We start from the raw sequence: 12,788 nt of genomic DNA on the forward strand, positions 1-12,788 counted from the left end.
CCCGTTGCGCTGAGAGGCGCACGGCGGGTTCGGAGAGCGGTCCGGGGAAACGGACCGGGAGCAATCCCGGCACCGCGCCCCGGGCCGACTCACCAAGCGGATCGCCCGCAGGCGGGAGCGGCGAAGGAGCGCGTTGAATTGGCGTGTGAGGGTGGCGGGTTCGATGGGGTGGCCGTCCGGGCGGGTGAAGACGAGGCCGGTGTCCACCCACTCTGCGCCGGCTTGCTGCTTCTCGCGGGCCTGCCGGCCACGGTGCGCGCGGAGCGAGGCGACGCACGCGGCAGGGAGGGCGATGCGGCGTTCCGAGCTGATGGTCTTGGTCGGAAGGATGGTGAGGCCACCGGTGCGGGTGCGCTGGAGGGTGCGGCGGATGCTTGCGGTGCCGTTGTCGAGGTCGAGGTCTTCCCAGCGCAGGCCGAGGAGTTCGCCCTTGCGGAGCCCGGTGCGAAGGGCGAGTTCGAACAGAGTCTGGAAGCGGTGGCCGTGGGCGGCTGTGAGGAAGTGCCGGGCTTCGTCGGCGGTGAGGGGTTCGAAGCGGCGGGGGCGGGGTGTGCCGGTGCGGACGTTGCGGGCGACGTTGCGCGGGATCTCATCCTCACGGACAGCGTGCTCCAGCGCGGACTTGAGGACGGAGTGGATGTAGGCGAGCGTCAGCGGGGAGAGGTACTTGCGGCAGCACCTCCCGATGGCGCAGCAGCGCGGCCGGCGGTCGGCCTGGGCATCGGGCCTGCGCCGGGCGTCGATGCCGCGTGCGCAGCACTGGCAGACGGTCCGCAGCCCGTTCAGCCAGGCTCGCACGTCCTTTGCGGCGAGCTTGGCGAGCTTCTTTTTGCCCAAGCCCGGGATGAGGTACTGGGCGACGCAGGCGGTGTAGCGGGTGTGGGTGGTCTCCCGGAGCTGGTGGACGGCGACGGTCTCCAGCCAGTACGTCAGGTAGGGGAGAAGCTCCCCTCCACGCGTACGCTCCAGGAGCGGTACGGCATCGCCAGCTCCACCGTCCAGAACGCCCTGCGCGTACTCAAGGACGAAGGGCTCGTCTACTCAGTCCAGGGGCGCGGCAGCTATGTCCGGAGCCACGAGAAGGAGTACCGGGAGAAGGCCACCCTGGAGGAGATCCAGCAGATCGCCGACCAGGCCAAAGCGGAACGGGCGAAGGCCAAGGACAGCACGCAAGGAGCCCCCGTCGGCCCCGGGAACGCCGAGCCCCCCGTGCTCCGGGCGATCTGGGCCATCCGCGAGGCGATCCTCGAAGGGCGCCTGAAGTTCGAGGATCGGCTTCCGGAGCCCATCAAGCTCCAGCTGATGTTCGCCACTGACAGCGAAACGGTCGAGCAGGCCCTGCACCACCTGGAACACGAGCGCCTCGTCCATCGCACTCCGCGCGGCTCCCTGACTGTCGCCCTTGCTGGAGGTGGGGGCAACAGCCTGCGGCGCTCAATGCTCGCGCGAGCCCGCATCGAGTCCCTCCAGCGGGCCGCTGAACGCGAGGGAGAAACCCTTGCCGATGACTTCGCGCCCGATGAGCCCCTGGAGGAGGACTCCCGGCCGCCCTACATCCAGGTGGCCGACATCCTCCGCAGGGAGATCCTTGACGGCGAGTTGAAGCCGGGAAGTCAACTGCCGGCCGCGCGAGCGCTCCAGGAGCGTTTCGGAGTCGCCAGTTCAACCGTTCAGAACGCCCTTCGTCTTCTCAAGGGTGAGGGCCTGATCTACTCCGTCCTCGGCCGCGGCAGCTACGTCCGCAAGACACCAGCCGTCAAGGCGTCGGAGCAGGCCGCTGACGTACCGCTCGAACGTGTCAAAGAACCCCGGACAGCCGACCACGACGCTGCGGAGCTTGTCCGCCTGCGGAAGCAGGTGGCGCAGCTCCAGAAGACGCGCAAACAACTCGAAGCCGAAGTCAGCCGCCTGACCAAGGAACTTGAGAGACGCGGGTAGGGCAGAGCGAGGCCGACGGGCCGAGCTGTTCAGAGTTTCTTTACTGGATCAAGGCGGCCCGCTGTCGCGGGCCGCGCGCGCTCCGGCCCGGCGGGGCCGCCTCCCGCTCCTGTCTCCGCCCCGCTCAGCGGCACCCCCGCCCGTCCGGGCGCGCAACACCAGCGAGAGCAGCGCAGCCCGCAAGGCTCTACCTCACCCCGGGCCCTCCCTCCGAGGGACCTGGGGGCCGAGCATCGGTGCGGCACCGTCGTGGTGAATGGTCGCGGGTCGCGGGACATGCCCCTCGCCGGCCGGACCCCGTAGGCGTACCAGGAACCCCCGGGGGCCGCCAAGGCCGAGCGCAAGCGTCACGGTGTGAGCCGTGGCGGCCCCCGGAGAACCCTGGTCCGGCGAAGCTGCCCGACCGACGAGGGACCCGTCCCGCTCAGGCCCGCAGCCTGCCGGAGGCTCCGGCCCGGCCGATGGGCGATCGTGGGCGTCAGGAGGCCAGCAGTTCAGCGACCTCGGGTACGCCCCGGAAGGCCCGCAGCCGGTCCAGGACGATCCGCGTGCGCTCCGCCGTGCGCTCACTGCCGCTCTGCCCGAGCGCGAGCATGCGGCCTGCCGTCCCGGCTGCGGCCTCGGGTTCGTTCGCGTCGGAGTAGGCCACGGCCAGCCACGACAGGTACAACGCCAACTCACGTGCGTGACTGGCGTCGTAGCGACCGAGCACGTCCGTCAGCAGAGGAACGGCACGCAGAGGACGCCGGAGCTCGGTGTAGACGCGGGCCTCCATGACTTGAAGTTCCCCGGCATCCATCCAGTACAGGTACGACGGCGACTCGGTGCCGGCCGAGTCCTCGGCCAGGGCTTCGCCCGCCTCCCCGAGAGCGATCATCGCCAGGCGGTCCTGGCCGGCCCGGGTGTGTGCCCAGGCCACACGGTCCAAGTAGAGCGCGCGAGCCTTGGGCGGGGCGTCCGCACCGGCCTCCTCCACAGCGGCGTTGGCCAGATGCACCGCGTCCGCCGCACGCCCGGTGTTGCTCCACTGGTATGCCAGTGAGCCCGCCACATTTCCGGACAGCACCCCGTCTCCCGCCTCACGGGCCGCACTCATGCCGATCCGGTAGATCCGCTCAGCCTCGGCGTGCTCGCCCGCGTCGGAGGCCACCCACCCGGCGATCTGAGACAACTCGCCGATGGTCCGCAGCAGTTCGCGTCCCACCTCCTCGGTGTGGCTGCCTTCCCGGTAGAGCTTTACCGCCGCCCTCAACTCCCGCAGAGCGGGCCCGATCAGGTCCTTGCCGTACACCACATCGTCGGCCAGCCGCAGGCCGTGGACCCGGTGGACCAGGTCGGCAACCTGTCCGGCCCCGATCCGGCGACCAGTTCGCGCCGTCAGCGCGGACAGCGGGTCGGTCTCGGGCAGGAAGTCGGCCACGGTCAGCACGCGCGGCGCGGGCCCAGAGGACTGAACTGCCTTGGCCGCTTCCAGCATCTCGCGGGGAACCTCCAACACCCGTGCGAGGAAGGGCAGCCACTCGCGGGGGGATCGAGTGCCGATCTCCCAGCGGGACACGTCGTTTCGCGTCGGCGGGACGCGCCCGGGAGCAGCATCGGCCAGCGCCTCGGCGAGCCGCCGCTGACTCCAACCGCGCGCCAGGCGCAGTCGCCTGACCAGTTCCCCGACCGTCTCCCGCACCAGGCCAGCTTGGCAGACACAGAGGCAGACACGCTGGCTCCTCCGCAAGGTTCACGCCAACGGGATCCTGATCAAGAGATCCGGCCCGACGAAGGGGAGCAGCATGGCCCACGAGGCGACACAGCGGCGGGAGCGCCCCGGCCCTGCATGCACGGAGTGTGTCAGGCTCCGCAAGCGTGCGCGAGCAGCCGTGCGCAGCCGTGACCGGTCCCGGTTGACCGATGTGCGGGCGATACAGGACAGCCACCGCAAGGCCGACCACGAGCAGACGCCGACGGACCGGAACGACAGTCACGCGGAGCGCATGATCGACGGATTGCGGCTGCTTCCGTGGACCGCCATGGACGGTCGCCTCTGCTACCTGAGCACCAACGGTCAGGGCTACGTCTCGACGCTCGCCGACCGCATCGAGGAGATGCAGCTCACCATGGGCGAGGACCTGTTGGAGTACGCCCGGAGCATCCTGGCCCCGGGCGAGCGGCTGCCGTCGAGCGTCGAGTACCGGTGGCTGGTCTGCCGGCTGACCGAGGCCCTGTCGGACGCGCTCAGGGTCGCGGACTCACGCGGGCAGCGCATCCCGGTGCCGCAGGAAGAGGACGGGGAAAGCTGATGGGCAAGACCACCCGCTACCGCTTCCGCGAGTACCAGGTGACCACCGTGACCGACCCCATGGCGCTGCCGACCTTCGAAGCCGTGTGCGTCACCGGAGAAGAACAGAACTGTGCCGCCGCGTCCGGCGAACTGCACACCCCCGAGGAGCTGACGCGCTGGATCGCCAGCCACTGTGCGCAGACCGGTCACCAGTCGTACGAGCAGACCACGCGCACCGTCGTCCGCGCCGAGCCCGGAGCGTGGCAGTAGGATCACGCGCGCAGCCGACGACAGCACGACTGGTCTACACCTCTGACGGCAGTAGCGACGGCAACAACCACGGACTTCAGCGCACATCCACGAACACCGACGGACCGTCAAGCCACCGCTGACCTGCGAAAAAGCAGGTAGAGAGGGGTCGCGTAGCACACGTACTATGTGCTCGCGGGGGCCACTCCGGTCCTGGTGCACAACTGCTCCACTGCGGATGAACGGGCGCATGCCAGAGCATCGGAGAATGCTGCATATTCCAGCAGGCCGGACGTTGCTACCGGCGGGTACCTCTGGGTTCAGGGGCACGGAGAGTTTGACCTGGCTTCCGATCGGCTCCATCCGTTGATCAGAGCCAACATGGGCGAGATTCCTGCTGCGGCGAGCCCTGGCGGCGGTAAGTTCTTTGGATCGCATGTCGAGGTTCAGGCGGCCACTATCATGAGGATTCTGGCCAAACAGTCGGGATCCGGGGGTTTGACTGGCCGACTGATGGTTTCAAAGCCTGGCGGGCCATGCGGTTTCTGCGCGCCAAACGTGGCAGGAATGTTGCCGGGGAGCTCATCGCTAGCGGTCCGATCTCAGCGCGGGCAAGTTTTCGGTGAGGTACCCTTCTGATGCATTCGCCAAGGCGCGGCCCAGTTGCCGCGCCTTGGCTGCTTTCCTACAGGCCACTATGCTGGCCTTATGGACATGAACGGCGATAAGTTGAATCCATGCGCGATCATCGATCTCACCGACTGGGCTGAGCTGGAGAATGCCGACGGGTCGGCCTTCCCGGTTACTCCGACTAAGCTGCACGACTTGACGTCGGGTGACTTTTCCAAAGTAACGAGTTCACTCAACCACCTGTATGACGCTCTCCTTAACGACGGAGTCGTCTACTCTGCGACCGCGCCGGCTTTCAGGTATGTCGCCGCACTTTTGGGCGACCGCGAAAGTCAAGCCGCACTCACTCCTTCATGGGATGGGGAAAAATTCCCACTCCGAGGCAAGCTCCTTTCATGGCTGGCCGATGTGGCCTTCGATGTCAGCATTGAGCAGGAGCAGCGCATTCGAGAGTGGGGGGAATATTCGCCGACCGAGCCATTTCCCGATTTCTTGAACATCAGGAGTATCTACCCGGAAGCTTTTCCGGGCGTCGCCTCATACTTTGATGACTCTGATCCGAGAGTGGTTGAGGCGGCTCTTGTCGCGGCCGTTCGATTTCTGGAGTCCCCGGCATTGGCGATGCACCGCAGGAGGTTGACTTCTTTGCTGGAGAACGTTCTAGCGCAAAGCTCCAGCGAACGGCATAGAAGTTTGGCCTCCGAGGCGTTGGCGTCTTGGGAGCAAGGGCGCATGTTGATGGAACCCCTTACCGATCCACTCCCCTCCGACGGGCGCGGGAAGGATCATCACAATTCGCACGGCAAACGGGGATCAGTTGACGAGCCGCCGTTTTAGTGGGCGTGCCCGGACTCGGCCGGCTCAGCCCACGAAGTCCCGTACCCCTTGGGACACCGCGTCGTCGCCGAGGAAGTCCTTGTGTTCCAGACACCCTGCCAGGACGTTCGTCGCGCCCGCGAGCGGGACGCTGTCGTCCGGGTTGGTGATCTCTTCGCAGTTGGACCAGAACGTCGCGTAGGAGGCCGCGCCCGGGGTCTCGTCGCCCTCGGCCAGGCCGTCCTGGACGTAGAAACCGGGGGTCATGTCGCGGCAGCCATGGTCCCACAGTGCGCAGGCCCAGGCCGTCGGCAAGGTCGTCGCGACCGACGAGCAGACGGGCGAGACCCAGGTCGGGACGGTCATGGCCGAGATCAAGGGCGAGGGCCTTAAGCACCTGGTCAAGCTCACGGCCGACACGGACGGACCTGCGGGCTCGGCCAAATCCGAGATCACGGCCACGGAAGGCCACCCCTTCTGGGTTCCGTTCATTCGCAAGTGGGGTTGGAAGACGGCTATGCGAAGATTCCGATCTTCATCATCAAGAACACGCAGATCGAATAGATGATTTGAGCATCTGGGCTGTCGAAGTTACTCGACCGGCCTGCAGGCGCTTCAGTTCGGCCGGCCGGGGTTAACTCCGGCCGGCTGCTGGATTATTTTGATGAATATTTTGGCGAGGTGCGGCTCTCTGGGGTGCACACCTTCTTATGCAATGGGGAGTCGGGATGTCTGGTTGGCGACAGGTTGGGATCTCCCTTTGGGAGATAGCGGTGGGTAGTAGGGCGGCGGTTGCCATGTTTGCGAAGACTGTGGATCAGGAGCCGTTTAGTGATCTCTCCTTTGAATATCCCGAAGATGAGGATGGGCTTGGGTTTGCGATAGTGGAGCTCTCCTCGGGAGCGCTTGTCGCCGTGATTGATGATCCGGGAAATCTGATTAAGGGTGCGGTTTTGTATCGCGTTGGGGATGTTGATGATCAAATTGTTCTCCAAGATTTCATGAATGATTTCGAGATTAGTATTTCGGATGTCAAATGGGTGTCGGGCGGTCGATGATGTGAGGCGGATGGGTGAATATGCGGTCGAGGTGCAATTCAAGTCGGTCGATGATGAGCTGGGCCCGCGTAGCTATGAAAGCAAGGGCTGCGTCACCTTCTGCGTTGTCGTTTGTGGGTAGGCGGGAAGTCCTGCTTGCTGGTATGGGATCAAGCTGCAAAATTTGGCCGGGTGTTTTTGGGTAGGGCGAGAATTCATGCTGGGTGGGGAAGGGTGCTGTAACGTCGTGCTGGCTGGAATTATGGTGAGCCGAAGGATCGCTGCGGTTGCCGATTGGTGATCTCATTTCCGTCGCCGCCTAGCTGGACATGGCCGCCACCCAAGGCCGTTGGTCCGGTTGCGAGCTGGACGACCTCATCAGGTGCGATGAGAGGCCGATCGGTTGGAAGAGGTCGTTGGGTTGCCTGGCAGGTGCTGGAGGCCGTACCTGGCAAGGGGGGTGGAATTCTGGGCTCCAGAAGCTCAGGGCCGTGCTGGATGTCGAGGTGGAGGGCGTCGCGGACTTCGCTCGTCGGCGGGGTGTCGCGGTGGAGCTCCACCGGGTCGGCGATCCTCAGACGCCGGTCTACGGCGGTTCGCTTTGAGCTGTGCGGGTTCCGTCCGGCACCGTCGTGTCGCGCTGGGTGATCGTGGTGTCACGCGGGTAGGACTGTGGCTGTCCTGACCGGGCGTTGCCGAGACATCGCAGGAGCCGCGAGTGGCCGCTTACCACGACAGTGACGGAGCCGAGCAGGTGCCGGCGCAGGACGCTCCGCCGCCGCCCGCCGAACTGGTGGCGCTGGCGCAGGCGTACGGGGTGGACACCCGGTATCCGGGGGCCGGCGGGCAGACGGTGGGGGCGCGGACGCTGGTCGCGGTGCTGGGGGCGATGGGGGTGGTGGCCGCGACGCCGCAGGAGGCGCGGGAGGCGCTGGAGCGTCACTGGGCGGAGCAGCGCGCCCGGTTGCTGCCGCCGTGCGTGGTGGTGCGGCAGGGGAGGCGGGCGGCGCTGGACGTGCCGGCGGACGCCCTGCTGCGGGTGGAGCTGGAGGACGGGGGCAGCTGGGAGCTGCCGCGGGGGCACTCGCACTGGGTGCCGGGGGACCTGCCGCCGGGGCGTCATGTGCTCACGGCGCGGAGCGGCGAACGGACGGCGCGGGCCGCGCTGATCGTCGTCCCCGAGCGGCTGCCGCAGCTGCCCGGCCGCAGCTGGGGGTTCCTCGCCCAGCTGTACTCGGTGCTGTCCGAGCGCTCCTGGGGCATGGGCGACCTCGGCGACCTGGTCGAGCTGGCCCGGTGGGCGGGGGCCGGGCTGGGCGCGGGCTTCGTGCAGATCAATCCGCTGCACCAGGCGCTGCCCGGCGCCCCCTCCGACCCGTCCCCGTACCGCCCGTCCTCGCGCCGCTTCGCGGACCCGGTGCACCTGCGGGTCGAGGAGGTCCCCGAGTACGCGTACCTGGGCGGCGGGCAGCGTGACCAGGCCGAGGAGCTGGCCCGGCGCGCCGCCCGGCTGCGCGAGGAGGTCCTCGGCCACGACGCGCTGATCGACCGGGACGCCGTCTGGCAGCTCAAGCGCGAGGCCCTGGAGCTGCTGCACGAGGTGCCGCGCGGCCCCGGCCGCCAGGCCGAGTACGAGGCGTACCTGCGCCGTGAGGGCGAGTGGCTGCGCCGGCACGCCCTGTGGAACGCCCTCGCCGAGGAGCACGGCCCGGACCGGCAGCACTGGCCGAAGGGCCTGCGTCACCCGGACGGCGCACAGGTCGAGCAGGCGGAGAAGGAGCTCACGGAGCGGGTCGAGTTCCACCGCTGGCTCGCCTGGCAGGTCGACCAGCAGCTCGCCCACGCCCAGCGGGCGGCCCGTGAGGCCGGCATGCCGGTCGGTCTGATCCACGACCTGGCCGTGGGCGTCCATCCGGACGGCGCGGACGCCTGGGCGCTGCAGGACGTGCTGGCCGACGGCATCTCGGTCGGTGCCCCGCCGGACGCCTTCAACGCCCACGGCCAGGACTGGGGCCTGCCGCCCTGGCGCCCGGACGCGCTCGCCGAGGCCGGCTACGCCCCGTTCGCGGAGCTGCTGCGGGCCACCGCCCGGCACGCCGGCGCGCTGCGGATCGACCATGTCATGGGCCTGTTCCGGCTCTGGTGGGTGCCGAAGGGCCATCCGCCGACCGAGGGCGCGTACGTGCGCTACGACGCGGAGGCGATGCTCGGGGTGCTGGCGCTGGAGGCGCACCGGGCCGGTACGGCGGTGATCGGCGAGGACCTCGGCACGGTGGAGCCGGGCGTGCGGGAGGAGCTGGCGGAGCGCGGGGTGCTGGGCACGTCCGTCCTCTGGTTCGAGCGGGACTGGCAGGCCGGCGGGGCGATCCTCGGCCCGGACCGCTGGCGGCCGGGCTGCCTGGCCACCCTCACCACCCACGACCTGCCCAGCACCGCGGCCCGGCTCTCCGGCGAGCACGTCGAGCTGCGGCGCCGGCTGGGCCTGCTGGCCCGGCCGCTGGGGGAGGAGCAGGAGCAGGCGGCGGCGGAGCTGGCGGACTGGCGGGCCGAGCTGGCCGGGCTGGGGCTGCTCGGCCCGGACGAGCCGCTGACGATGCCCGTGCTGTACCGCTTCCTGCGGGCCACCCCGGCGGAGCTGGTCGGGGTCTGGCTGCCGGACCTGGTCGGCGACCCGCGCCCGCAGAACCTGCCCGGCACCTGGGACCAGTATCCGAACTGGCGCCTGCCGGTCGCCGACGGCTCCGGCGGGCCGGTCACCCTGGAACGCCTCGCCACCGCCCCCGCCGCCGGGCTGCTGGCCCAGCTCCTCGCCCTGCCCGACTTCCCGCCCGACTCCGTCAGGCGGACCCCGGCGCGCGCCGTCCCGTAAGCGGCGGGTAAGTTGGAAACGTGGACAAGAGGAACGCTTTGCGAGCCGGCGCGGTCTGCGCAACGGTCACGCTGATGATGCTGCTGTCGTCGCCCGCCATGGCCTTCACCAGGGACGACGGTGACGACCCGGGTTCCGGCCTGAGTGTCGGTGAGACCATCGGCCTGTACGTGGTGGTCCCGCTCGTCTCCTTCGTGATCATCGCCGCTCTGGCCGCTCTGCCGTACGGCAGCAAGGCCAAGAAGAACTAACTCCTCGTAGAGGCGACCGCCGCGTCCTCCAGGACGGGCACGACGTCCACCAGGACCCGCACGACCCCGAAGGGGCGCCGGACGATCCCGTCCGGCGCCCCTTCGGGCTTATCCGCGCACCGTCAGCGGGCCCCCGCCGCACGGTCGGCGTCCTGGGCCTTGAGGGCGCGCTCGACGCCCGCCCGCGCCTCGACGACCTGGCGCCGCAGCGCCGGCGCCGGCTCGGCCGAGGCCAGCCACGCGTCCGTGGCCTCCAGGGTCGCGGCCGTCACCTGCAGGGCCGGGTACAGCCCGACGATGATCTGCTGCGAGATCTCGTGGCTGCGGCTCTCCCAGACGCCCTTGACCGCCGCGAAGTACTTCGCCGCGTACGGTGCGAGCAGCTCGCGCTGGTCGGACTGCTGGAAGCCGGCGATGACGGCCTCCTGCACATAGTTCGTCAGCTTGTCGGACTCCACCACCGACGCCCAGGCCTGCGCCTTGGCCTCGGCGGTCGGCCGGGCGGCGCGGCAGGTGGCCGCGTGCTCCTGGCCGGCCGCGGTGTTGTCCCGCTCCAGCTCGGCGGCGATGGCGGCCTCGTCGGCCCGCCCGGTGGCGGCGAGGCGCACCAGCAGGGTCCAGCGCAGCTCGGTGTCGACCGCGAGGCCCTTGATCTCGACCGAGCCGTCCAGCAGCCCGGCGAGCAGGCCCAGCTGACCGTCCGTACGGGCGACCGAGGCGAGGGCGCGGGCCCAGGCCAGCTGGTGGTCGCTGCCGGGCTCGGCGGCGCGCAGGTGCTCCTCCGCGGCGGCGGCCCAGCGGTCGAGGCCCTGCTCGCGCCACCGCGGGTCGGTGTAGGCGTCGAGGGCGAGCTTGACCTGGCGGTGCACGGACTGCACCACACCGATGTCGCTCTCGCGCCCGATGCCGGACAGCGCCAGCGCCAGGTAGTCGCGGGCGGCCAGCTCGCCGTCGCGGGTCATGTCCCAGGCGGAGGCCCAGCACAGCGCGCGCGGCAGCGAGTCGGCGAAGCCGCCGAGGTGCTCGGTGACGACGGCCAGCGAGTCCTCGTCGAGCCGGATCTTGGCGTACGAGAGGTCGTCGTCGTTCAGCAGCACGACGGCCGGGCGGTGGCGGCCGACCAGCTCCGGCACCTCGGTGCGCGGGCCGTCGACGTCCAGCTCGATCCGGTCGGTGCGCACCAGCGCGTCGCCGTTCAGCTCGTACAGGCCGATCGCGATGCGGTGCGGCCGCAGCACGGCCTCGCCCTTGGCGCCGGCGGGCAGCGCGGGGGCCTCCTGGAGCACCGCGAAGGACTCGATGTCGCCGTCGGTGTTCACCGTGATCGAGGGCCGCAGCACGTTGATGCCGGCGGTCTCCAGCCAGGCCTTGGACCAGGCCTTGAGGTCGCGGCCGCTGGCCTCCTCCAGGGCGCCGAGCAGGTCGCTGAGCCGGGTGTTGCCCCAGGCGTGGCGCTTGAAGTACGCCCGCACGCCCTGGAAGAAGGCGTCCTGGCCGACGTACGCCACCAGCTGCTTGAGCACCGAGGCGCCCTTGGCGTAGGTGATGCCGTCGAAGTTGACCTGGACGTCCTCCAGGTCGTTGATCTCCGCCATGATCGGGTGGGTGGACGGCAGCTGGTCCTGCCGGTACGCCCAGGTCTTCATCTGGTTGGCGAAGGTGGTCCAGGAGTGCGGCCACTTGGAGCCGGGGGCCTCGGCCTGGCAGACCGCCTCGGCGTAGGTCGCGAAGGACTCGTTCAGCCAGAGGTCGTTCCACCACTCCATGGTGACGAGGTCGCCGAACCACATGTGGGCGAGCTCGTGCAGGATCGTCGCGGCGCGGGCCTCGTAGGCGGCGTCGGTGACCTTGGAGCGGAACACGTACTGGTCGCGCAGGGTGACGGCACCCGCGTTCTCCATCGCGCCGGCGTTGAACTCCGGGACGAAGAGCTGGTCGTACTTGGCGAACGGGTACGGGAAGTCGAACTTCTCCTGGAAGAAGTCGAAGCCCTGCTTGGTGACCTCGAAGACGGCCTCCGGGTCCAGGAACTCGCGCAGCGAGGGCCGGCAGTAGACGCCCAGCGGCACCTTCTGCTCGCCGTTCTCGTAGGTGTCGAAGACCCCGACGTACGGGCCGGCGACGAGCGCGGTGATGTAGCTGGAGATCCGGCCGGTGGGCTCGAAGGTCCAGACCCGGGTGTCGCCCTCGCCGACCGGCTCCGGGGTCGGCGAGTTGGAGACCACGACCCAGCCGTTCGGCGCGGTCACGGTGAACGCGAACGCGGCCTTCAGGTCGGGCTGCTCGAAGTTGGCGAAGACCCGGCGGGCGTCCGGTACCTCGAACTGGGTGTACAGGTAGGTCTCGCCGTCGACCGGGTCGACGAACCGGTGCAGGCCCTCACCGGTGTTGGTGTACTCGCAGGTCGCGACGACCCGCAGCTCGTTCTCGGCCGCCAGGCCCGGCAGCGGGATGCGGCTGTCGGCGAAGCTCGCCGGGTCGAGCCGCACGCCGTTGAGGACGACCTCCTCGACGCTCGGGGCGACGAGGTCGATGAAGGTCTCCGCGCCGGGGGTGGTGGCGGTGAACCGGACCACGGTGGTGGACCGGAAGGTACCGCCTTCACGGGCCGAACCGAGGTCGAGCTCGATGTCGTACGCGTCCACGTGGAGGAGGTCGGCCCGGGTGCGGGCCTCCTCACGGGTCAGGTTTGTGCCGGGCACTCGCTGCACTCCTTTGTCAGACTG

10 protein-coding genes and 1 pseudogene are annotated in these 12,788 nt (G+C 69.1%); 7 read left to right on the forward strand and 4 right to left on the reverse strand.

What is annotated here, in order from left to right:
- Positions 1-96 precede the first annotated feature (96 nt).
- A pseudogene (locus tag ACZ6EM_RS15610) lies at positions 97-951 on the reverse strand (site-specific integrase); the annotation flags it as partial.
- On the opposite strand from ACZ6EM_RS15610, the gene ACZ6EM_RS15615 reads away from it, so the two are divergent.
- Positions 901-1,938 (forward strand): GntR family transcriptional regulator, encoded by a 1,038-nt coding sequence (locus ACZ6EM_RS15615; protein ID WP_465772543.1) that lies wholly within the window; start codon positions 901-903, stop codon positions 1,936-1,938. The pseudogene ACZ6EM_RS15610 and the gene ACZ6EM_RS15615 overlap by 51 nt on opposite strands.
- A 478-nt stretch (positions 1,939-2,416) precedes the next feature.
- On the opposite strand, the gene ACZ6EM_RS15620 is transcribed toward ACZ6EM_RS15615, so the two are convergent.
- Positions 2,417-3,619 carry a helix-turn-helix transcriptional regulator gene (locus ACZ6EM_RS15620; RefSeq protein WP_465772544.1) on the reverse strand — a complete coding sequence of 401 codons (1,203 nt, stop codon included), beginning with the start codon at positions 3,617-3,619 and terminating at the stop codon, positions 2,417-2,419.
- Between the two features lie 304 nt (positions 3,620-3,923).
- On the opposite strand from ACZ6EM_RS15620, the gene ACZ6EM_RS15625 reads away from it, so the two are divergent.
- The 3 genes from ACZ6EM_RS15625 (at position 3,924) to ACZ6EM_RS15635 (ending at position 5,926) form a co-directional block, all read left to right on the forward strand.
- Positions 3,924-4,229, forward strand: a complete 306-nt coding sequence (locus tag ACZ6EM_RS15625; RefSeq protein WP_465772545.1) for a hypothetical protein — start codon at positions 3,924-3,926, stop codon at positions 4,227-4,229.
- Complete coding sequence (locus ACZ6EM_RS15630; RefSeq protein ID WP_465772546.1) at positions 4,229-4,480, forward strand: DUF7848 domain-containing protein; 252 nt, start codon at positions 4,229-4,231, stop codon at positions 4,478-4,480. The genes ACZ6EM_RS15625 and ACZ6EM_RS15630 overlap by 1 nt, the downstream gene beginning before the upstream one ends.
- A gap of 687 nt (positions 4,481-5,167) precedes the next feature.
- Complete coding sequence (locus ACZ6EM_RS15635; protein ID WP_452179786.1) at positions 5,168-5,926, forward strand: hypothetical protein; 759 nt, start codon at positions 5,168-5,170, stop codon at positions 5,924-5,926.
- A 24-nt stretch (positions 5,927-5,950) separates the two neighbouring features.
- On the opposite strand, the gene ACZ6EM_RS15640 is transcribed toward ACZ6EM_RS15635, so the two are convergent.
- Positions 5,951-6,271 carry a hypothetical protein gene (locus ACZ6EM_RS15640; RefSeq protein ID WP_452179787.1) on the reverse strand — a complete coding sequence of 107 codons (321 nt, stop codon included), beginning with the start codon at positions 6,269-6,271 and terminating at the stop codon, positions 5,951-5,953.
- 362 nt (positions 6,272-6,633) lie between these two features.
- Between ACZ6EM_RS15640 and ACZ6EM_RS15645 the strand changes: the two genes are divergently transcribed.
- The 3 genes from ACZ6EM_RS15645 (at position 6,634) to ACZ6EM_RS15655 (ending at position 10,062) form a co-directional block, all read left to right on the forward strand.
- Complete coding sequence (locus ACZ6EM_RS15645; protein ID WP_452179788.1) at positions 6,634-6,963, forward strand: hypothetical protein; 330 nt, start codon at positions 6,634-6,636, stop codon at positions 6,961-6,963.
- Between the two features lie 697 nt (positions 6,964-7,660).
- Positions 7,661-9,811 (forward strand): 4-alpha-glucanotransferase, encoded by a 2,151-nt coding sequence (gene malQ, locus ACZ6EM_RS15650; protein ID WP_465772547.1) that lies wholly within the window; start codon positions 7,661-7,663, stop codon positions 9,809-9,811.
- A 20-nt stretch (positions 9,812-9,831) separates the two neighbouring features.
- Positions 9,832-10,062, forward strand: coding sequence for a hypothetical protein (locus tag ACZ6EM_RS15655; RefSeq protein ID WP_465772548.1), 231 nt, complete (start codon positions 9,832-9,834; stop codon positions 10,060-10,062).
- A 122-nt stretch (positions 10,063-10,184) separates the two neighbouring features.
- Here ACZ6EM_RS15655 and pepN read toward each other — a convergent pair whose 3' ends face one another.
- Positions 10,185-12,764, reverse strand: coding sequence for an aminopeptidase N (gene pepN / locus ACZ6EM_RS15660; protein ID WP_465772549.1), 2,580 nt, complete (start codon positions 12,762-12,764; stop codon positions 10,185-10,187).
- Positions 12,765-12,788: the final 24 nt, after the last annotated feature.

This window comes from Kitasatospora sp. NPDC041917 (assembly GCF_055589745.1).